Origin of the sequence: Butyrivibrio sp. AE2005, from assembly GCF_000686965.1 — a bacterium.
Taxonomy (GTDB): Bacteria; Bacillota; Clostridia; order Lachnospirales; family Lachnospiraceae; genus Butyrivibrio; species Butyrivibrio hungatei_A.
The window spans coordinates 35449-57282 of record NZ_JMMD01000017.1 but is presented as its reverse complement, the minus strand read 5'-3'; the positions used below and the strand labels follow the sequence as shown (position 1 = coordinate 57282).

Annotated in this window: 18 protein-coding genes; 16 read left to right on the top strand and 2 right to left on the bottom strand. The window is 40.7% G+C overall.

The window, feature by feature from the left end; all coding sequences use genetic code 11:
* Nucleotides 1-49: 49 nt before the first annotated feature.
* From DL92_RS0111845 to DL92_RS0111835, 3 genes are read left to right on the top strand one after another with little or no spacing between them, the layout of a single operon-like run.
* On the top strand, nt 50-913 hold the full coding sequence (locus DL92_RS0111845) for a TraX family protein (RefSeq protein WP_155841141.1): 864 nt from the start codon (nt 50-52) through the stop codon (nt 911-913).
* Entirely contained in the window at nt 910-1575 is a 666-nt protein-coding gene (locus DL92_RS0111840) for a response regulator transcription factor (RefSeq protein ID WP_034469034.1), read from the top strand. Before DL92_RS0111845 ends, DL92_RS0111840 begins: the two co-directional genes overlap by 4 nt.
* Complete coding sequence (locus tag DL92_RS0111835) at nt 1557-2276, top strand: histidine kinase dimerization/phospho-acceptor domain-containing protein (RefSeq protein ID WP_026667828.1); 720 nt, start codon at nt 1557-1559, stop codon at nt 2274-2276. The genes DL92_RS0111840 and DL92_RS0111835 overlap by 19 nt, the downstream gene beginning before the upstream one ends.
* Nucleotides 2277-2329: 53 nt before the next feature.
* On the opposite strand, the gene DL92_RS20335 is transcribed toward DL92_RS0111835, so the two are convergent.
* Nucleotides 2330-3850 (bottom strand): ABC transporter permease, encoded by a 1521-nt coding sequence (locus tag DL92_RS20335; RefSeq protein WP_051625316.1) that lies wholly within the window; start codon nt 3848-3850, stop codon nt 2330-2332.
* A 3-nt stretch (nt 3851-3853) separates the two neighbouring features.
* Complete coding sequence (locus tag DL92_RS0111825; protein ID WP_026667826.1) at nt 3854-4573, bottom strand: ABC transporter ATP-binding protein; 720 nt, start codon at nt 4571-4573, stop codon at nt 3854-3856.
* Between the two features lie 160 nt (nt 4574-4733).
* Here DL92_RS0111825 and DL92_RS0111820 point away from each other — a divergent pair, with 160 nt between their 5' ends.
* From DL92_RS0111820 to DL92_RS0111760, 13 genes are all read left to right on the top strand, one after another.
* Entirely contained in the window at nt 4734-5438 is a 705-nt protein-coding gene (locus DL92_RS0111820; protein WP_026667825.1) for a response regulator transcription factor, read from the top strand.
* Entirely contained in the window at nt 5438-6589 is a 1152-nt protein-coding gene (locus DL92_RS0111815) for a sensor histidine kinase (protein WP_026667824.1), read from the top strand. Before DL92_RS0111820 ends, DL92_RS0111815 begins: the two co-directional genes overlap by 1 nt.
* A 94-nt stretch (nt 6590-6683) precedes the next feature.
* Nucleotides 6684-7964: an AAA family ATPase gene (locus DL92_RS0111810; RefSeq protein WP_242838976.1), complete on the top strand. Its 1281-nt coding sequence runs from the start codon at nt 6684-6686 to the stop codon at nt 7962-7964.
* Complete coding sequence (locus DL92_RS0111805; RefSeq protein ID WP_026667823.1) at nt 7954-8583, top strand: hypothetical protein; 630 nt, start codon at nt 7954-7956, stop codon at nt 8581-8583. The genes DL92_RS0111810 and DL92_RS0111805 overlap by 11 nt, the downstream gene beginning before the upstream one ends.
* Before the next feature lie 64 nt (nt 8584-8647).
* On the top strand, nt 8648-9235 hold the full coding sequence (locus DL92_RS0111800) for a nitroreductase family protein (protein ID WP_026667822.1): 588 nt from the start codon (nt 8648-8650) through the stop codon (nt 9233-9235).
* Entirely contained in the window at nt 9232-9708 is a 477-nt protein-coding gene (locus DL92_RS0111795) for a DNA-deoxyinosine glycosylase (protein WP_026667821.1), read from the top strand. The genes DL92_RS0111800 and DL92_RS0111795 overlap by 4 nt, the downstream gene beginning before the upstream one ends.
* Before the next feature lie 25 nt (nt 9709-9733).
* Nucleotides 9734-10189: a GNAT family N-acetyltransferase gene (locus tag DL92_RS0111790; RefSeq protein WP_026667820.1), complete on the top strand. Its 456-nt coding sequence runs from the start codon at nt 9734-9736 to the stop codon at nt 10187-10189.
* Between the two features lie 25 nt (nt 10190-10214).
* Nucleotides 10215-10745 carry a cysteine hydrolase family protein gene (locus tag DL92_RS0111785; protein WP_026667819.1) on the top strand — a complete coding sequence of 177 codons (531 nt, stop codon included), beginning with the start codon at nt 10215-10217 and terminating at the stop codon, nt 10743-10745.
* A 307-nt stretch (nt 10746-11052) separates the two neighbouring features.
* Entirely contained in the window at nt 11053-13188 is a 2136-nt protein-coding gene (locus tag DL92_RS0111780; RefSeq protein ID WP_051594214.1) for an HD-GYP domain-containing protein, read from the top strand.
* Between the two features lie 12 nt (nt 13189-13200).
* Nucleotides 13201-17430, top strand: a complete 4230-nt coding sequence (locus tag DL92_RS0111775) for a hybrid sensor histidine kinase/response regulator (RefSeq protein WP_242845858.1) — start codon at nt 13201-13203, stop codon at nt 17428-17430.
* A 9-nt stretch (nt 17431-17439) separates the two neighbouring features.
* Nucleotides 17440-18213: a response regulator gene (locus DL92_RS19110; protein ID WP_026656463.1), complete on the top strand. Its 774-nt coding sequence runs from the start codon at nt 17440-17442 to the stop codon at nt 18211-18213.
* Nucleotides 18214-18231: 18 nt separating this feature from the next.
* Nucleotides 18232-20616 carry an HD-GYP domain-containing protein gene (locus tag DL92_RS0111765; protein ID WP_026656464.1) on the top strand — a complete coding sequence of 795 codons (2385 nt, stop codon included), beginning with the start codon at nt 18232-18234 and terminating at the stop codon, nt 20614-20616.
* Between the two features lie 115 nt (nt 20617-20731).
* Complete coding sequence (locus tag DL92_RS0111760) at nt 20732-21754, top strand: acyltransferase family protein (protein ID WP_026656465.1); 1023 nt, start codon at nt 20732-20734, stop codon at nt 21752-21754.
* Nucleotides 21755-21834: the final 80 nt, after the last annotated feature.

Here is a 21834-nt window from a genome sequence, read left to right as displayed (position 1 = left end):
ATTCCTTATAATTTCCATCTATCCTGTATTCAACAGGAGGATGACGGAAATGTTTAATATCAAGGAAAAAGGTCTTACAGGTTTTGGTTTGAAATATCTTGCACTGGTGTTTATGGTGCTGGATCATATTCACTACTTTTTTGAATTTACGGGAAAGGTGCCGATCGTATTTTCGTGGATAGGTCGATTGGCGGCGCCGCTGTTCTTGTTTTGCTTCGTGGAAGGATTTATTCACACGCACGATAGAAAGAAATATTTTTTGAAGATATATCTGATCTCAGTTGTAATGGGAGTGATTCAGTCTGGATTTTATTTCGTCTTGTCGCCTGCGGTCAGAGGCGATGGATTCTTTCCGCAGAACGGGATGTTATCAAGCTTTGCGATACTGTTTGTTGTAATGCAGGGGATAGAGTGGATCAGGGAAAAGAAATGGGTAAAAGGCCTGACAGCTTTGATAGTGCCTTTGATATGGCCGATAATCGCATATTATTGCGTGTTTGTACCATTTATGAATGCGAATAACAGTACCGGATTGGCATTGGCAAATATGTGTGCACTTTCATTTTTGCCAATGCATACGGCAATTGCTGATGGCGGAACTATCACAGTGATTGAGGGAATAATACTTCTTCTTTTCAGCTATTGTAAGAATAAGAAAATTCGCATTTATGCATGGGCTGTTATGTGCCTTTTGATAAATGTGGGCGCTCTTGCGGTAATGGGAATGCAGCTGAATGTGCAGACACTGTTTTTTGATGCATATGAATGGCTCAGCGTTTTTTCAATAATACTCATGTTATGCTACAATGGTGAGCGTGGAAAGGGAAATGCCAAGTTGTTCTACTGGTTTTATCCCGCACATGTCTATGTTTTATATGGACTATCATTTATTCTTTACATGGTGATGCGATGAGAATTTTAGCAATTGATGATGAAAAAGAAATTTTGATTCTTATAGAAAAAGCATTAAGAGGGCAGTATCAGGTAGATACTGTCCTTTCTCCGACTCAGGCTCTTCCGCAGGATCTGTCTGTATATAGTTTGATAATAATGGATGTTATGATGCCCGGCGAAAGCGGATACGATCTGCTGGCGAAGATAAGAGCAGTCGTTGATTGTCCGATTATTTTCCTTAGTGCGAAGGCGCTGGAAGAAGACATAGTATACGGGCTTTCGATAGGAGCGGATGATTATATCAGGAAGCCTTTTTCCATAGCAGAGCTTAGAGCCAGAATTGTGGCTCATATCAGAAGGGACAATAGAGATTCTGCAGGTGTGGTGTTAAGAGATGAAAATGTTTTGCTATATCCAAATGAGTGCCGCTTGAAGGTCAGAGGCGAACTCGTGGAGCTTACGAAAAGTGAGTTTGATATTGTGACACTGTTGTTTAAGAACAAAGGGCAGGTTTTTTCGAAAGGTCAGATTTATGAGATCATATACGGATATGATAAAGATGGCGATGAATCGGCCATTACGGAACATATCAAGAACCTCAGAAGAAAGCTTAAACAGTACGAAATTGAACCTATAGAAACGGTGTGGGGTGTTGGCTATCGATGGAAAAAACAGATGTAAAATTCAGCGGAGTTTTGGGAATATATTTTTTGATAATTTCAAGCTTATTATGTGTTGTGACGGTAGTTGCCGTAATCGTCTTTCAAAATATGACGGCGGTCAGGGCAGACGATACCGAAAAGAAGGTTGAGACATGGATTAAAAATGTTGAAGCTACGGGCAAAATTGATACTAATTCTTTTCCCGAAAATGCGGATTATGTTGCCGAAAAAGACGGCGAAGAAATTGCTTCAGGGATCAATGACGGAAATGAAGATAAGCTAAGAAAGTACATTTCACAGTATAAATCGAATGGGAAAGAAAAATATCTTGACGGTCAGGAAGCTTATATTGCCAAAAAGATAGGCGATTCTATAATTTATATCCACTACAGCGTTGGCGTTTCGGGAGAGTGGACGGCGTTTGGACTTACGGCTTTGGCATATATTCTGGTTATCCTGGTTCCTTCTGTCGTTCTGATAAACAGGCTAAAAAAGCTTATATATACTTTGGCTGAGGAAAAGTGGCGCAAAGATTATGAGACAAAACAGGAGATGGCGCAGATAGCGCACGACCTTAAAACTCCGCTTACTATCATCAGGGGGAACGCGGATCTTCTTTTGGAAAAAGACCCTGACGAAGACAGCAAAGAGAGTATTGATGCGATAATTAGCAGTGCTGAACGCATTGCAAAAAGCGTTTTGGAAATTCTTGAAAAATAAACGCTTCGCAATATCGCTCGCACGCTAGCATTTAGAGAATAAAAGAGTAAAACTCATTCGTTAGATCTTACATCACTGCGACTAAGATACAGGATAGAAATCATGATAAACACTACAATAAATATCACAGACGAGAGTGTAAATGCGCCGATATTCGCATTTCCCAATTCCCGCTGATTCATGGCAAGGTCGAACAAGGAGAACGGTGTCAGGTAAGGCATATCCTTTGCAATACAGGAAAGACCTGCGAACCCTCCAAGGAATGCGACAATTATGGGAAGGACAAAGTTTCTTATAACAAGCGAAACAAGAACCTGGAAGGCGCAAATAACCCACGAACTAAGGATTCCCAAGCCAATCCACTGAATGATTCCCGAAGGCAATTCTCCGTCTATGTGAATCATTGATCCGGCAATGAGATACAAGGCAACGACCCAGATCAGTGAAACAGATGTGATAAAGCAAGTGGCCGCATATTTGCCGAGTACTATCATTGCAGGCCTTTGATGAGTCATTAATAGGTTCATATTTGTTCCGCTGTGTTCAATTCGCCAGATACAGCCTGTAAAAATCCCAATGATGACAGGCATGAAGAAATAGCACAAGAACAGCGTATGCTGAGTCCACAGTGAGTACCAGCCTTCTTTTAAGATGCTCAGATTGGCGAGATAGTTCACGGTTCCGATTGCCGCCGATATTGCAGGAACTATGAAAAAGGCAATCCAAGCAGGTGACCCCTTCAATTTCAGAATCTCAACAGGACGTCTGTGTAGCGCTATCTTCGTTGTCTTTCGTTTGCTCTTTATTTTTTCCGCCTCTTCAACACCGGATTTCTTGAGCAGCATAAGTGTGATACAGGTTAAAAGAACTATCCATCCAATGCAGATGATTGTTGATGTGTAGTCGGGGGTTCCAAGCGCGTATTTTACTTCCCTCGTGTTACGATTCCAGTCCATTGTGACAAAGCCCGATGTCACGAAAGTTGCCCAGGGGAGGAACTTCTGTATGATTGATTCAGGAAGGACCAATGAGAAAAATGCAGTGAAACTTCCAAGAATTCCCACTGAAATACTAAGAGCCTGATTCCTGTAAAAAAACGACAAAAGCAAGTGTATGCTTAGCAGAGTCATGCTGGTTATATAAGTGATCAGCCCGTGTATAAGCAGATATTTAAGCGGGAAGTCGCTGTCAAAACCAAGAATTCCGCAGCAGAGTATGATCGAGCCGCATTGCATTGCGACCAGGATAAGTGTGCATATCGCTCCATAAAGATATTTTGTGAAAAAAATCTTTTGCGGTGTGGAGAAGGTGTATAGGCATTTCAGCATCTCGCCCTTGTGCTCAATGTCCATTAGCCTGGAAGCAAATCCAGCGATCGCAACCGGGAAAAACACGCAGTTTATGATGGGAATATTATAAAAGAGGAGCATCCATCCGGCGGAAGTAGCTTCTTTTCCATGGAAATTTCCGTATAAAAATGCCATCTCGGCAACAATCACCGCAATGAATAACAGCAGATTACAGCGGCGTTTATGTTTTTTGAGTTCGATAAAAAGATTTCCTATAATGCCCATTTTTTAAGCTCCTTTTGTCATTTCGAGGAAGACTTCTTCAAGAGAAGCATCTCCGATTTCAAGTTCCGACAAGAGCCCCTGATAGATCATCTTTCCCTTATTTATAATTCCCACATAATCGGCAATCTGCTCAACTTCAGAGAGAAGGTGACTTGAGATGATAACCGTTGAACCATATTTTTCGGGAATACTTTTTACCAGATTCCTGATCTCGTTTATTCCTGCGGGATCGAGACCGTTTGTCGGCTCATCCAGAATGATCAGCTCGGGTTTTCCCATAAGAGCCATTGCGATGCCAAGTCTTTGCTTCATACCAAGCGAATAGTTTTTTACTTTGTCATCTTTTCTGTCATAGAGACTGACTGTGTAAAGAGCCTCTTTTATGTCGGCGGAACCAAGATTTTTATAACGAGCGATTATCTCAAGATTTTCCTGTCCGGTGAGATGCCCGTAGAAGCCGGGACTTTCTATAAGGCTTCCTGTTCGCATGTTTATATCGAACCTGCTTCCGGGAGACATCTTTTGACCAAGAATCTCCACAGTTCCGCCATCGGGCTGTATAAGTCCCAGAAGAAGCTTCATTGTTGTGGTTTTACCCGCGCCGTTGGGGCCGAGAAAGCCGTATATACATCCTTTTGGAACCGCCAGATTTACGTCTTTTACCCTGAATTTATGACCGCCTTTTTTGCATAGATCATAGGTTTCGATTATATATTTCTTCATGATTTTTCCTCCACATATTGTTGATAAATACAGTATAAAAAGGCAAGCTTACCTGAACATGACAGCTACATTACAATTACATTACGCTGTGGGCACGGTTATTTCATTGCAAAAGATATGTGTGTATACTGATTATTGAAAAGAAAAAGAGGGAAAAACTATGGTTTTAACAGATTGCAGCATCCTTCTCGTAGATGATGAAAAGCAGATATTGGAGATTAACGACAGGCTCCTGTCAGAGAATGGATTTAAGAATATATTGCGCGCTTCAAACGGGAAAGAAGCAGATGAGATTATGGGAAAAAATCAGGTGGATCTGGTTGTTCTGGATATAATGATGCCTGATATTAGCGGACTTTCGCTCTATGAGCAGTGGACGAAGCAAGGACTTAATGTACCGGTGATTTTTCTTTCCGCGAGGGATGAGGAAACAAGCAGGTTAAAAGGACTCGGACTTGGTGCCGACGATTATGTGACAAAGCCCTATACGCCTGAGGAACTGCTCCTTAGGATAAAAGCGGTTTTGCGAAGGACGTATCACTTAACAGAGAATAAGATTGTCAATCTCGGGGCTGTGAGAGTGGATCTTTACTCGGGAATCGTGATAAGACCTGACGGAGAGGCGGAGCTGACCGCAAAAGAGTTTCAGCTCTTTTCCAAACTATATGATAATCAGGGAAAAATTGTGTCGCTGAATGTCCTGATGGATACACTATGGCCGGATGGGAGCTATGGACTTGAGAATTCGCTTATAGTACACGTCAGAAGGCTTAGGGAAAAAATTGAAGAAGATCCGTCGAAACCTGAGTATCTGCAGACTGTTCGAGGACTGGGATACAGGCTAAACATAAGAGGTAGAAAGTAATGAAAAAATTATCCGGATACATCTTTTCCATGATGCTGGTTCTGGTGTCACTTATAGTGATCGATGTTTTGGTGATGTTCTTTATATGTGTGCAGAAAGAGAAGGAATATCTTGATACGTATCGAATAGAAAAAGTATCGGAGAAGATCGTTAACGAAGGCGGCGTGTATAATGTGGATCAATCCATATATGACCGTTTGGACAGGACAGGCTCTTTTGCCATGATAATTGATGATTCCGGGAACGTGATCTGGAATTATAATAAGCCGGCGGAAATTCCGGATTTCTATGGGATAAAAGAGGTGGCTTCTTTTTCACATTGGTATCTGAATGATTATCCCATTTATAACTGGGCGAGGGACGACGGCATTTTGGTGGTCGGACATCCCAAGGGCAGCATATGGAAGTACATTTTGGAAATAAATATGGAAACTATGGATGGCATGATCAGATTTGGTCCGTATATGCTTATTGCAAATATGCTTATCCTGTTGCTGTTGCCGGTTCTGATAACGCGTAAGTGGATGCTTGCAAGAGAGAAAGCAAGGACTGAGTGGATTGCCGGAGTTTCGCATGATATAAGGACGCCGCTCAGCATAGTTATGGGCTCTGTGGAAAAGGGAAGCATCGAGGAAAAGCAGTGCTTTAAGATAAGAGACCTGATAGGGAATCTCAACACCGAGAATAAGCTGGAATCGGGAACAGGTAAGTGGAGTAGCGAAAAGATAAATCTCACATCGATCCTGAGAGATATATTGTGCGATTATATAAATACTTATGAAGATTATTCTTTTGACCTGGAAGTGGATGAGCAGCTTGAGAACTACAGTATCCAGGCGGACGTAACGCTGATCAGGCGCATGATCGAGAACCTTATTACAAATTCAATTGTTCATAATGAAAAAGGCTGTGAGATGAAGGTTACGTTATCTGAGCGCGGTAATGGTAAGGCTAAACTTGCTATATGTGACAACGGACAGGGCGCACCGGAGCAGAAGATCAAGGTACTTAACGAAAGAATAAAGAATGCATATCTTCCCGAGCATGGCCTTGGAATTCGCGTTGTTAAGCAGGTGGCAAAAAAATATAAATATGCAGTAAAGTTCTCGGCAGAGGAAAATGAGTACTTTAAATGTGAGATAGATTTGTGACAATATAGCGGCCTATATTTTTTGTGGAAAAATATTGCATAAAAAATATAGGCCGCTATAATTAATGTATACCGTACTTTTTGTGGAGGGTTATATGATGATTATAGAGATAAGGGCAAAGAATTGTTTCGCCTTTGATGAACAGATTACATTTTCAATGAAAGCAGACATGCGAAACAAGAAATTTGCTTCGAATGTGCATAAAGAAAACAACTTTAATGTTCTTAAGACAGTTGGTATATATGGGCCTAATAATGCAGGAAAAACATGCCTTATCAGGTGTATTAAGGCTATAAAAAATGTGTTACTTAATAAAACGAACGGCCTTATGTCCAATATTTTTACCGAAAGCGATATATGTGAGCTTGGAATCACTTTTTTAAGTGCCGGAAGAAAGTTCTCATATGATTTTAAGTATGATGTTGGAAAAGAAGAATTTGTATATGAGTCATTTGATGAGATTTTAAAAGATCAGTATAACAATGAGAAGGAAATATGTTGGCTCAGACGAGATGCTTTGAAAGATGAATATACATCTGCCGATACGGAATTGCTTGCAATGATGCCGGTTGTTGCAAAGAACAATGTTATTTTTCATCTGATTGATACGAGTAAGTTTGAACATACAGATGAGATGAAACAGATACTAACAGGCTTTGCGGAAAAAATCGACATTATAAACATGAATAATATTCCTATGGAGCATACGATTGAGCTTATGAAAAATAAGAATAAGCTTCAGGAAAAAGTTGTCGGTTTTATCAAGAACGCAGATCTTTACATGGACAATTTTGAATATGTTGAGATGAGCAACATAAAGTTTAATGGCGGAGATGTAGGGGAAAAGCCAGAAGAAGATGTGCTGGATCTTCCTGAGAAGATTATGGATCAGATAAGGCTGGTATCAACTTATAAGGGAGTTCAGGTTCCCAGTATGCTTTTTGATTCTACCGGAACAAAGAAGATAGCGGCTATGGCAAGCTATGTTATAGAAGCGCTTGAGCAGGGAAGAATACTTGTTATAGATGAACTTGACAGTAGTATACATTTTAAGTTGACAAGGGCAACGGTTGCGATGTTCAATAATGAACTTAATACAGATGCACAGATGATATTTACAGTTCATGATATAAACCTTATGGATTGTAAGCGACTGTTTAGAAAAGAGCAGATATGGTTTGTGGATAAAGATGATAATGGCGTATATGTATATTCACTTGCCGATTTCACTGCTGAGAATGGTGTTAGAGATACTTCGGATATTATCGAAAAATATAGAAAGGGAGCTTTTGCAGCTTTGCCTGAGCCTGAGCTGATTGACACTCTTTTGGGTATAAAGGGAAATGCAAAGGAGGATATGTCTGATGGCGAATAGACTTCCACGCATATCATCCAAGCATAAAGTTTGCATTATCTGTGAGGGAAATGAAGAATATAAGTACCTTGAAAGACTTAGAGAACTTCATGTTTGGAATGATATTTATGACATTTCTTTGGTAAATGCAGAAGGTAATGGGAATATTCCGGCGCGTTATCAGGACAGATATCAGAATGGCTCATATGAAGCAGTCTTGGTGTTTTGCGATACAGAGAAAAAACCATACGAGCAGTATGAAGACATAAAGCGAAAAATCAATGAGTTTCATGGTATAGATAACGTCGCCGAAGAAATAGTAATATTTGCAAATCCTTGTACAATGCAGATTGTATCTAAACATTGGACAGATGAAACTATTAAATCTCCTGCAAAGAAAGTTAATGCACCTCTTATAGAGAAGTTCACAGGTGTAAAAGATTATAAAGGCAAAGCAGCTCAGATTGACAAACTTATGAAATATGTGACCGATGCAAATTATGATACGATGAGAAATAATATCTGCAAGGCAACAAGGGATGAGAAGCTTGTTGGGAGCACAAATTTTAATAAGCTTATAAGTTATCTTGATAGTTGCGATTCGACATGGATAACGACATTGAATCAGGTATTGGAATAAGATAGGTATGTTATTTTGGGGCAGATTATTTGAATCTTTAGTGGATAGATGGGAGGACAAACACATGAAAGAAATCTCGGCAAGACACAGCATCAGGAAATATAAAGCAGATGCGGTTAATAAGGATGATATAAAAAAGATAATTGAAGCGGGAATTCTTGCGCCTTCTGCGAAGAACAGACAACCGTGGAAGTTCATTGTGATGGAAGGCGAGAAGAAAGAAGACGCTCTTAATGTTATGGAGAAGGGACTTGAAAGGTCTCGCGAAGAGCTTAAGGATGTGCCCGGAATCGAACCGCTTATTTCGGATGCTTTCAATACTTTGGGGATAATGAGGCAGGCTCCTGTGGTTATCTTTGTGGAAAACTCCAACGGAAAAATCCCTTTTGTGGATATCAATGTCAATGACAGAATTACGGAGATTTGTGATTCACTTTCCATAGGTGCGGCAATTCAAAATATGCTTCTTGCTGCGACAGAACTTGGATATGGAACGCTTTGGATCGCCAACACATTTTATGCTTATCAGGAGCTTGCAAGCTATCTTGGAATAGCGGGACAGCTAATAAGCGCCGTTATAGTGGGAGTTCCGGATGAGACACCAAATCCCAGACCGAGGAAGAGTTTTGACGAGGTGGTGGAATTTAGATGATAGTACATCCGATACCGCCTCTTTTTGACAAGGATTCGAGAGTGCTTATTCTTGGGAGTTTTCCTTCGGTGAAATCACGAGAAGCGCAGTTTTTCTACGGACATCCGCAAAATAGATTCTGGAAAGTCATTGCGGCGGTTTTTGAGGAGGAAGTTCCGAAGACAATAGATGAGAAGAAAGCGCTACTTAAGCGAAACAACATAGCGCTCTGGGACGTTATTCATTCGTGTGATATAACGGGATCCTCGGATTCCAGCATAAAGAACGTAACGGCGAATGATCTTAAGATAATCCTTGATAACGCTGATATTGAGGCAATATACGTAAACGGTAAGACGGCAGAGAAGTATTACAAGAAATACACCGAAAAAAATATAGAAAGATCCGCAATCTGCCTGCCATCCACAAGCCCAGCCAATGCGGCGTGGAATGTGGATATGCTGGTTGAGGCATGGGGAATAATAAAGAGATAAAAGATACGACAGAAAGGATTGTTTCATGGAATATAAAATAGCGACACTTGATGACATCGAGCTTTTGACTTCTTCGCGAATTGAGGTGTTGCGTGCAGCAAATAAGCTTGATGATTCAGTAGATATGTCAGAAGTAGAGACTTCTTCAAGAGAATATTATAAAAGAGCACTGCAGGACGGCACGCACACAGCAATCCTGGTTATGGACGGCAACTCTTTTGTCGGCGCAGGCGGGGTAAGCTACTATGAAGTCATGCCGACATATCACAATCCAAGCGGTAAGAAAGCCTATATTATGAATATGTACACCAATCCCACATATCGCATGCAGGGAATCGCACTTAGAACCTTGGATATGCTGGTACAGGATGCCAAAAGACGCGGAATCACGCAGATATCGCTGGAAGCAACTGACATGGGCAGGCCACTTTATGAAAAGTATGGCTTTGTGCCTATGAATGCAGAGATGGAGTTGATATAAATAATAAACCATTAGGGAGGCAGGCATGGTATTACTTGTAATCGACACGCAAAAAGGGATAACGGATGACAGACTCTATGAGTTTGAAAAGCTAAAATCCAACATCAAGGATCTTATCGCTCTTGCAAGAGAGAACAACAAAGAAGTAATTTTTGTTCAGCATGATGACGGCCCCGGAACGGGATTCAGCGTAGGGGATGAAGATTTTGAGATATTCGATGAATTTGCACCAAACGATGGGGAAAAGATATTTACTAAGAACGTAAACAGTGCACTTCACCCGTCGACAGGTCTTTTGGATTATCTTAAGGGAAAAGGTGTAAAAACTGTGATGATGGTGGGTATCATGACAAACTTTTGCATAGATGCGACGATCAGAACAGGTTTTGACAACGGATTTGAGGTTCTGGTTCCCGAATATACCAATTCGACCTATGACAATGAGTTTATGGACAGGGCATCGTGCTACCGCTACTATAACGAATTCATGTGGCCGAAAAGATATGCAAAATGTATCACTATGGAAGAAGCAAGAAGCCGTATGCAGGGTAAATGAGCGTATTGATACGCCTGAGAGCCTCGAATCTAGCCGCAGAGTATTGTATGATAATGTATAAATATTAAATAACGATAAAGAATACAGCAAGTGTTCGTTGCACAACCTAAAACGTGCTAAAATATTTACGAAAAGTTGATTATTTCAGTTTTTTTATGTTGCATTTTTTTAGGGTGACGAAGTTATGTTGTTTTTTCAGAGTCGAATCTTGCGATTTGTTATATATGATTATGATATGCCAAGAGATGGAGAATGTAAGAAATTTGTTCCATCTTTTGGCATTTTGCGTTTTTTGGAGGTATAGGGGTTGAAAATTACTTTACAAAAAACAAGTCATAATAGATTACTTCGCGTGTTGACCATCTTTTTCGGAATCGCAATGAATGTAGCTATGTCATTTGTTGCCCGCAAGTATGATTTGCCTATTTACCTCGATGCAGTCGGAACTATATTTGTATCGCTGATTGGAGGTCTTTTTCCGGGAATAGTAACTGCGGTACTGACGAATGCGGTCAGCACTATATTTAACAGAGAGGCGATTTATTTTGGCTTTATAAGCGCGCTTGTGGCAATTTATACGGCGTGGTTTGTAAGAGAAAAAAAGTTCGATCATATAAAAAAGATACTTATATTTGTATTTACCGTAGGAATAGGAAGCGGTGCTCTTGGCGCGGCTATTCAGTGGGGCGCTATGGGAAGGCCACAGACCCAGTCGTTTGATGCTTTGGTCGAGGCTTTTACAATACAGTTTGGAATCGGCGATTTTTGGTCCTATTTCATCATCGATATCTTGCTGAATATTCTGGATAAGGGCGTGTCAATTTTTGTGGCACTTCTTCTGCTACATTTTATTCCTGACAGAACATGTGAAAATATTAGGAACAGCGGGTGGAAACAGAAGCCGCTATCGATAAGTGAAGTAAAAAGGATAGGTTCACTTAGTTTTTCTTCGATACATTCTCTTAGGATCAGAATAACAGTGATGCTTGTCGGATGTTCATTGGCACTTACCGTGATAATGGGAATCGTTGGAATAACTCTGTACTTTAAAAATGCAAAAGCGGAAAAGGCAGAAATTGCCTTAAATGTGGCACGTTTCGCAGCTCAAAAAGTCGATCCCAATATCATAGATGAATGTATTGCCAAGGGCATATATGCGGATGCATATGAGGGAACGGAAAGAGAACTTATCAGTATCAAAGAAGCAGTTACGGGAGTTGACCGTATCTATATAAATCAGCTCAGTAGTGACGGCTGGTACATCGTATTTGATATAGTTCCGGATGGCGTAAGAAAGCACATTCCGGGCGAAAAAGAGAAATTTGATGAAAATATGCAGCCGTATGTCGGAGCGCTGTTTAAAGGAGAAGAGGTTGCGCCTGTTGAAATTCTGTCGCATTCCGGTTGGTTTATGAGCGCATATTGTCCGATCATAGACAAAAATGGAATCTGTATGGGTTATGCGGTAGCAGAGACATCACTTGCGTTTCTTTCAGATTATATGCAGGGCTTTTTGCTACGTGTGTTATTCATAATGACATCTTTTTTTATCCTGATAATAGCGTTTGGTCTGTGGAGTACCGGAACAGGTATGGTATACCCGATAAACAGTATAGAAAAGAGTGTTGAGAACTTCATCAAGGCCGGAGATGACCAGGTGGAACTTGATGAGGCGGTAAGACAGATGAGAGCCATTGATATTCAGACAGGCGACGAGATTGAGAAGATGTACAGGATAATATGCGATATGGCGCTCAATCAGACAGAGAAGATCCGTAGTGTAAGAAGATTTTCAGAGGCAACGCTGAAGATGCAGGACGGACTTATCATCACAATGGCGGATCTTGTCGAGAACAGGGATTCCGATACAGGTGCGCATGTCCAGAAAACTTCCGAATATGTAAAGATAATCGTGGAAGGCCTTGAAAAGAAAGGCTACTATCCCGAAAAGATCAGTGCCAAGTTTAAGTCCGATGTTGTCAGAAGTGCTCCTCTTCATGATGTAGGTAAGATCAATATATCCGACAAGATCCTTAATAAACCCGGCAAACTTACACCTGAAGAATTTGAAATAATGAAAACTCACACCACCGCAGGTAGAGAGATTATCGAGAAGGCAATCAATACGGTAAAAGGTGAGGTATATCTTAAAGAAGCAAGGAATATGGCTGCATATCACCATGAGCGCTGGGATGGAAAAGGCTATCCCGAAGGACTACACGGAGAAGTTATACCGCTGTCTGCAAGGATCATGGCTGTTGCGGATGTTTTTGATGCGCTTTCTTCGCCGCGTGTATATAAGGAGGCATTCCCTTTGGATAAAGCGCTGGATATCATAAGCGAGGGTGCGGGAACTCAGTTTGACCCCAAGTGTGTAGAGGTATTTATGGATTCAATCCCTGAGATAAAGGTAATCCTTAATAAATATAATCAGAAGGTTTGATGGAGGTTGCCTGTGAAGAATGTACACAAAAAAATAGCATTCATGGCTATAGCAGCAGGCTGCCTAATGATGCTGATGCATATAAACGTATATGCTAAGTATGATACGGTAGTCGGCACTCATTCTTACTATGGCGGAGGATATGCGGTAACCGGACAGATTCCGGGTGTCTCGTATTCTTATGAAATATATGATGCATCGAATGGTCTTCCGACTTCCGATGCAATGTTTCTTATGGGTGCAAGAAATGGATATATATGGATTGGCGGTTACAGCGGAGTTATTCGCTACGACGGTTCGACTTTTGACAGGATTGATGCGCATTCATATCTTACAAGCGCAAGAGGTTTCTTTGAGGACAGTAAGGGTAGAATCTGGGTCGGAACAAATGATAACGGTGTAGTGGTTCTTGATGGTACGGAGAGTATACACTATTCGTACAAAGAAGGTCTGCCTTCATCATCAATCAGAATATTTGAGGAAGACAACAACGGAAACATCTTTATCGGAACGACATCAGGAGTATGTTATGTTGATCAGACCAATACGCTTCGCGTTCTTAACGATGAAAGAATAGCTGAAGAGCGAGTCCTTAAACTGGACAAAGACACTTCGGGAAGAATATACGGGCAGACTGCCAACGGTATAGTATTTGCGATAGATGACTGTGCGATCACAGAGTTGTACCAAAGCTCAGATCTTGGAATCGGAAAGATAACAACTATCCTTGCCGATCCGTATGATGCCGGAAATTTATACTTTGGAACGGACGAAAGCGTCATATATTACGGGAAATTTGGAGATTCGGCTAATAATCTGGAAAGAATATCAGTGGATCCGCTTAGTAACGTGCACTGGCTTAACTACGACTGCAACAGAGTCTGGGTTTCATCAACAAGTATGATAGGTTACATTGACACGGACAGTTCTTTTAAAGAACTTACCAATGTAGCGTTTGACAGCGGAATTGAGATGGTTACGTCTGATTATCAGGGAAATCTGTGGGTGGCTTCGTCTACTCTCGGAGTTATGAAAGTTGTTGCAAATAACTTTATCGACATAACTCATGTGACGGGAGTAACTACGGGAGTAACCAACGCTGTTGCTCTGCATGACGGGGATATTTACATCGGAACAGAGATGGGCCTTGATATTATTGGGAAAAACGGCGAATCAATAGAGAATGATCTGACTTTTTATCTGGGTGATGCGAGAATTCGAAGTATTGCGGAGGATAACGATGGAAATATGTGGGTTTCCACGTATACGCATGACCTCGGGCTTGTATGTTATGAAACTAATGGCGAGATTATTTCATATACGACAGAAAACGGAATGCCCAGCAATCAGATAAGGTGCATAACCATTGGAAAAGACGGAAGTATTCTTGTAGGTACGAATGGCGGACTTGCCGTTATAAAAGATTTTGAGATCGTTCGTACGGTAGGCGCTTCCGATGGCGCTAAGAACACGGTTTTTTTGACTCTGGTAGAAAATGATGAAGGCGCAATTCTTGCGGGTACCGACGGCGACGGAATATATGTAATTGAAGAAGACCGTATCAAAAAAATCGGCAGAGATAATGGGCTTACAAGTGATGTCGTCATGCGGATTGTAAAGGATGAAAAGCGAGATATCGCTTGGATCGTTACGTCTAATTCCATTGAATATATGAAAAACGGATTGGTGACGAATGTTACATCTTTTCCTTATAACAACAATTACGATATGTATTTTGACAACAGCGATAACGCATGGATACTGTCATCTTACGGTGTCTATGTGGTAAATGCCGATGATATGGAAGATGATGCCATAACTGATTTTAAGATATACACGATAGCTAACGGACTTCCGTATGCGATAACAAGTAATTCTTTCGGATATAAGGATCAGGACGGAAATCTATACATGGCCGGAAGAAATGGTGTGGCCAAAGTAAATATCAATAAGTATTATGACGGCACGCTGGAAGTTTTGATGGATGTAAAGTCCATATATTGTGATAACCAAAAAATAGAGCAGGATGAAAACGAAGTTTATCAGATACCTGCTTCGGACGGACGTGTACAGATATCTGCATCTGTAATGGATTATTCTATGATGAATCCCGATGTGCGTCTGTATCTGGAAGGCGGACCCGATGATGGAATTATCACTCAAAGGAGCAAGTTGTCGGCTCTTGAATATACGGGACTTCCGTATGGAAATTATAAATTGCATGTCCAGATCTTAAGTGCCGGAGGGCGTGAAGTACTTCAGGAAGATGTATTCAACATAAGAAAGGCTCCGAGACTTTTGGAGCTGGTGGTAGTAAGACTCATTCTTTTGATACTTGTTGCATCGATAGCCGGTTTTATCGTATGGCAGGTAATGAGACTTACTGTTATAAAAACTCAGTATGAAGAGATAAAGAAGTCGAAGGAAGAGGCAGAGAACGCGAACACGGCAAAGTCCAGATTCCTTGCTAATATATCCCATGAGATCAGAACTCCTATCAATACTATCATGGGAATGAATGAAATGATAATGAGAGAAGATCCGACAAGTGTTCCCAAAGGGTATTTCATGTCGGTCATGAACTATGCTTTTGATATCAGGAATGCTGCAGAATCGCTGCTTGGTCTTATTAATGACCTTCTTGATATATCCAAGATAGAGTCGGGAAAGATGCACCTTGTGGAGCGCGAATATGACACGCAGGAACTTCTGCGTTCCATTGTATCAATGATCAGAATAAGGGCTACGGAAAAAGCGCTAAGCTTTGACGTGGTTATTGATGAGATTCTTCCCAAGAGGATGTATGGAGATGCCGAGAAAATAAAACAGGTAGTACTCAACCTCCTTACCAATGCCGTGAAATATACTGCAGTCGGAGGCTTTTCACTAAACGTGTCGATGGAAGAGCGCAATGACAGGGAGGCAGTTATTCGCATTTCGGTAAAAGATACCGGAATAGGAATAAAAAAAGAAGATATGGACAAACTTTTTACAGCATATGAAAGACTTGATGAAGAACAGAACAGCGGTATACAAGGAACAGGCCTTGGACTGGATATTTCGAGAAAATTCGCGGAGCTCATGGGAGGAACTATCTTTTGTGACAGCGTATATGGAGAAGGGTCTGAATTTATCTTTATAATATCGCAGAAGATTGTAGATGCCACATCAATCGGCATATTTATCGAGCATGATGAAAGCAAGGCGGGTGGACCGTATGTACCTAAGTTTATTGCGCCCGATGCCGACATTTTGGTTGTTGATGATAACCCTATGAACCTGAGCGTTATTAAGGGGCTTCTTAAAGCAACCAAAGTATTTGTGACAACTTCTGAAAGCGGCGCGGATGCTATAGATAAGATAAAAGACGGCGATTTTGACGTAGTTCTTTTGGATCACATGATGCCCGGACTTGACGGAGTAGAGACGCTTGCAAAAATAAGGGAAATAAAGCCCGATATTCCCGTATATGCGCTTACTGCAAATTCGGTTTCAGGTGAGGAATATTATAAGTCGAAGGGCTTTAACGGATATCTTGCAAAGCCTGTGGATATAGAGACTTTGGAAACTACCATTATGAAGCATATTCCCGAGAATAAGATGGAAAAGTCTGAGAGTGTGGATGCAACAGAAGAACTTACCGAACTGCCTAAGGATATGCTGTGGATATATGATGTAAAAGATATATCTGTTCCCGAAGGAATAAAGAACTCGGGAGGAATTTCGAGTTATCTTTTCGGACTGGATCTTTTCTTTGAAACAATTGATGAGAATTCAAGGGTATTAAATAATGCATATGATGAGGGAAATATAAGACTGTTTACGATCAAAGTCCATGCGCTTAAGAGTTCTGCTCGAATCATAGGTGCACTCGGGCTTGAAGAATTCGCTGCCAAGATGGAAGAGGCGGGCAATAATAACGATAGGGTCTATATTGACAGCTATAAAGACGATCTCATGAAAGAGTATGCTTCTTATAAAGAAAAGCTTGGAAGGATTAAGGAGGCCAATGTATCAGATTCTTCGAAAGAGATGATACCTGAGGATGAGCTAAAAGATGCATACGGAGCGCTGATCGATCTTATACCGCAGATGGACTATGATTCTGTTGAAATGATTTTGGAAAGTATATCGAAGTATTCTCTTCCCGATAAGGATGCAGAGTTTTTCAAGGAACTTGGCAGGTTGTTCAAACTGTTTGACTGGGACGGAATGGAAGCACTGATCAACACTTCAAAGTAAAGGAGCAAAATGGGAAAAATCATATCAGGCAAAAAAATCATATTCACCGGAGAAAAAGAGACGTTTATTTTGAGAGCCATTATTGAGAAGGTACAGGCGGTTGGGCTTGAGTGCGCTTTTGTTCCTTTTACAGTAGATGCCCTCAACGCTTCCGGAGAAGACATATCGCTGTACATCCTTTATATGGACGAAGAGGTCAATCCAAGAGAAGATGCACTGCATTTCCTGATTGATACCATGGAAGAAAACGGCAGCAAGCTGATACTTATAGGCGAGCAGATAGACCTTAACAATACAGCGAAGCATTTGAGCGAGAATCTGCTGTACAAGACATTTTCCAGACCCGTCAATAATGATGAATTTATTAAAGCCATAAGGGAATTTTTTGATAAATCCGAATCGGGAGAGTACAGAAAGAGCATACTGATCGTTGATGACGATCCGCAGTATCTTTCTCTTGTAAGACAGTGGCTGAAAGATACGTACAGAGTATTTATGGCTAATTCAGGGCTTCAGGCCATCAAGTATCTTGGAAAAAGCAAGGTCGATCTGATACTTCTGGATCATGAGATGCCGGTAACGAGCGGGCCGCAGGTTCTTGAGATGCTAAGGAGCGATTCGGAGACATCTTCGATACCTGTTATTTTTCTTACGGGTAAAAGCGATAAGGAGAGCGTTATGGCTGTTGTTGAACTTCGGCCTGAGGGATATTTTTTAAAGAATATAAAGAAAGAGGAGCTCTTGGAAAAGCTTAAAGAGTTTTTTGTTCTGCATGGAGTATAGTACAAGGAGCAGGTGGAAATGTTTGAGATTATAGAGAAGTATCAACTGGATATTATGCTGGGCCTTTCCTCTACGTGTATGGCATTTGCATTTCTGTTGTTCTTTACGCAGTTTCTGGAGAAAAAAAGAAGATTGATAATTTTTACTGTAGAGTCATCTGCGGCAATTCTTATCTTCTTCGATCGTTTGTCGTATATCTATTCCGGAAATACGACAATGACGGGATATATTATGGTCAGGCTCAGTAATTTCCTTGTATTTGCGATGACTCCGGTGGTTATATTGGGACTGAATCTTTACATAGTCGATCTGCTGAGGGTTGAGGCAAATCAAAAAACTATGCTCAAAAGACTTAGATTTGTGAATATTGCGGCAATTGTACAGATAATGTTTGTAGTAATCTCGCATTTTACCGGATGGATCTATTACATTGATGAAAGAAATATATATAACAGAGGATCGCTGTTTTTGCTGTGTTACATTATGCCTGTGCTGTGTCCGCTTATACAGTTAACGGTTATACTAGAGTTTCAAAAGGCTATAAGCAGATTGGCACGCGTTTCTATCGTGACCTGCATATTTGCGCCTATCATAGCGGGAATTATTCAGATATTTGCGTTTGGAATATCTATTGTTGATATTTTCATGGTTCTGGTTGCGATCTTCTTGTATGTATTTAGCTATATCGATGTAAACCGTGCGGTAATAAGGGCACACAAGATCGAGATAGGCGAGCTGAAGGACGGAGAAAAGCGCATGAAGCGTCTGTTTGACCAGACAACATCAGCTCTTGTAAAAGCAATAGAAAATAAAGATGAATATGCACAAGGACATTCCCAAAGAGTTGCTGATATTGCAAAAGAGATCGCAATGCGCTCGGGCATGGATGAACAGAAGTGTGAAGGCGTGTACTATGCAGCGCTTCTCCACGATATAGGTATGGTCGGAATTCCTGACAGTATTATTGAGAAGCAGAAAGATCTTACAGAGGATGAACAAAAGATACTTAAGAAGAAGCCGATAATAAGCGGCGAGATCTTGGCAGATATCAAGGAATATCCGTATCTGCGAGACGGGGTTCTTTACAGCAATGAAAAGTATGACGGCAGTGGTTATCCTGAGGGACTTAAGGGAGAAGAAATTCCCGATGTTGCAAGGATCATTGCGGTTGCGGATGCGTATGTCTCCATGACTTCGAATAAAAGGTACCGTGAACCGCTTCCGTATATCATGGTCAGGCAGGAATTTGTTGAGATGTCCGGAACGCAGTTCGATCCTGTCTATTCCAAGATAATGCTCCATATAATGGATAGAGAAAACTCGTGTAAAAAAGACGACAGAGTTATGGATTCTGAGATTGTCTGCAGGGCATACAAGGAGCAGGTTTCTCTTGGAGTTCATATAACAGATGTTGTAAAGAAGATATATTTTGACTGCGATCAGCTTGAACTTAAGGAAGGGGAATATTCATCGCCTTCGATTATTTTGTTTGATTCCTATGACAAGCGATTTCATAAGAGCATAAAAGCAATAAACGCATACAGATATCTGGAGTACGGAGAAATCTGGCCGGACGGACATTATGTTTCAACTGCGGCAAGGAATATGAAAATTGAAGTAGTTGAGATTCCGGAAAAAAAGAAAAAGCGAAGGGCTGTAAAGAAGGAGAAGAAAAAAGGGCAGTATGAGATAGGAATGGCCAAATATGACGATCACATAACGCTTGAGATGAAGTACATGAATCACAAGGTCAAGGCGGTCATATCTCTTCAAGACAATACCAAAGAAGCATATATTGGTATTACGGGTGAAAATTGCCATATAAAAAATATTATTGTTGAAGAGACCGGCAAAAAAATCGGCGAAGGTGATATAGAGCGAATTTCAGATGTTATAAGATATACAGATCGTATTGAGTCTGACCTTCCTAATATCCAGATTGACAGGACAAGGTCTGCATCTACTGAAGGAATCGAGCTTGAAGATGAGGTAAGGCTTTATTTCCATTCCATGAGCCTTCCGGCAGCCAATCTTGTGTGGCATTGCCCTTATATCGTGCTGTTTTATTCCTCGGACGGAAAGGTTGGAGGCGAGGATTATCGTGAATACGCGATGATAAAGATAAACGGCGAAGTGTCGGGCGATGAAGATATTGCGGAAAACAAAGTATTTATGAAGAAAAATGAAAATTTCAAAGGTTGGGAAAAATGGAAAGAAGAGACAAAGGAAGGCATAGACTGTTTTGTACTCTTTGAAAGACATGGAAATAAGATTACAACGGAGACGGAAAATCTTGGTATTGCCATAGAAAATACGACCACCTTCCACGGTGAATATGATGAAGTTTATGTGGCACTTACGGGTGATGAAGTCGCAATTACGGATATCCGCATTATGAAATAACAAGATATGCATAATATTTGATAGAATGTTCATAAAAATTTTAATGAATATGAGAAGCGGGGGTGATAGAATAATCTGCATATCAGAATGCAACAAAAAGTAACAAGAAGAACGAATGAAAGAACAGATAGTAACGAACAGATTAAAAGAAATGGACATATATAAAGCTATAGCGATCATCATGGTTGTTTATGGTCATGTAGCTTCAAATACGGTAGGAGTGTATTCGGGTTTTATCAGCTTTGTGCACATGCCGATCTTCTATTTTGTGAGCGGTTTTTTCCTGTATAAGGAACTTAAGAAGTATTCGGAAAAAGAGCTTGTGAAAAAGAAGTGCTTGCGATTGATCGTTCCGTATATTACATGGTCGTTTGTCGCCTTTATGGCAAACGCTGTGGTAACAGTAGCGGGAAAAGGCATGGAGATGGGCATTCTCATGGATGATGCCGTGCAGATATTTATATATGCAAGAAGTGTGTGGTTTTTTATTCAGCTCTTTTTTGCACATATGCTTTTTATACTGATCCACAAAGTGACGGATAAGAAGGCGCTGAGAGCGGCTTTGAATATAGGCATATGGGCGCTTTTGATTATCTTTTGCACTACGGAAATTTTCTGTATGTGGAAAATTAAATGGCTGTATGGCTTTTTACTTCTGGGGTATGTATGCGGCGAATATGATGTGCTTCCTAAGATTGGGACGATCAAGCCGAAAATGCGGGGCGCTATATTTATCTTTTGCCTTGTAGGATGGATAGCGGTTACGGTTATGGCTTCCGGATGCTATTCAACGGACCTTGTCTACGGCTTTGACGATATGCCATTTTCGTTTAAGACGTTTGGAATTGAACTTTCTGTCTGGGCATGCGGACTTTTGGGTATGACTACGATATATTTTGTGAGCCGTTTTATTGCCGGATTCAGAATTTTTGATATACTGTACCGGATGGGAAGCTATACTTTGGATATATATGTGGGCCATATGCTTCTTTTGTTTGTAATAAAAAGGATAACTATGCCTCAGGATCTTGTGTTTGTATTATCGTTTATTATTGCGTTTTTCTTTATAAGTGTGCCGCTTTACGTATTGTCAAAATATTTTTTGAGAAAAATAGAACTATACAGAATGGTCACATAATTGCCGAAATATATGGGTGTTCAGAATAGTAGAAAAATAAGCGAATAACGGTAGGGGAACCGGCTTATTGGTTAATGGAA

Coding starts and splice junctions, on each gene's coding strand:
- DL92_RS19110 (WP_026656463.1), top strand. CDS start 17,440: ATGGGAAAAATCATATCAGGCAAAAAAATCATATTCACCGGAGAAAAA.
- DL92_RS0111790 (WP_026667820.1), top strand. CDS start 9,734: ATGGAATATAAAATAGCGACACTTGATGACATCGAGCTTTTGACTTCT.
- DL92_RS0111785 (WP_026667819.1), top strand. CDS start 10,215: ATGGTATTACTTGTAATCGACACGCAAAAAGGGATAACGGATGACAGA.
- DL92_RS0111825 (WP_026667826.1), bottom strand. CDS start 4,573: ATGAAGAAATATATAATCGAAACCTATGATCTATGCAAAAAAGGCGGT.
- DL92_RS0111760 (WP_026656465.1), top strand. CDS start 20,732: ATGAAAGAACAGATAGTAACGAACAGATTAAAAGAAATGGACATATAT.
- DL92_RS0111795 (WP_026667821.1), top strand. CDS start 9,232: ATGATAGTACATCCGATACCGCCTCTTTTTGACAAGGATTCGAGAGTG.
- DL92_RS0111810 (WP_242838976.1), top strand. CDS start 6,684: ATGATGATTATAGAGATAAGGGCAAAGAATTGTTTCGCCTTTGATGAA.
- DL92_RS0111805 (WP_026667823.1), top strand. CDS start 7,954: ATGGCGAATAGACTTCCACGCATATCATCCAAGCATAAAGTTTGCATT.
- DL92_RS0111840 (WP_034469034.1), top strand. CDS start 910: ATGAGAATTTTAGCAATTGATGATGAAAAAGAAATTTTGATTCTTATA.
- DL92_RS0111765 (WP_026656464.1), top strand. CDS start 18,232: ATGTTTGAGATTATAGAGAAGTATCAACTGGATATTATGCTGGGCCTT.
- DL92_RS0111820 (WP_026667825.1), top strand. CDS start 4,734: ATGGTTTTAACAGATTGCAGCATCCTTCTCGTAGATGATGAAAAGCAG.
- DL92_RS0111800 (WP_026667822.1), top strand. CDS start 8,648: ATGAAAGAAATCTCGGCAAGACACAGCATCAGGAAATATAAAGCAGAT.
- DL92_RS0111815 (WP_026667824.1), top strand. CDS start 5,438: ATGAAAAAATTATCCGGATACATCTTTTCCATGATGCTGGTTCTGGTG.
- DL92_RS20335 (WP_051625316.1), bottom strand. CDS start 3,850: ATGGGCATTATAGGAAATCTTTTTATCGAACTCAAAAAACATAAACGC.
- DL92_RS0111835 (WP_026667828.1), top strand. CDS start 1,557: ATGGAAAAAACAGATGTAAAATTCAGCGGAGTTTTGGGAATATATTTT.
- DL92_RS0111845 (WP_155841141.1), top strand. CDS start 50: ATGTTTAATATCAAGGAAAAAGGTCTTACAGGTTTTGGTTTGAAATAT.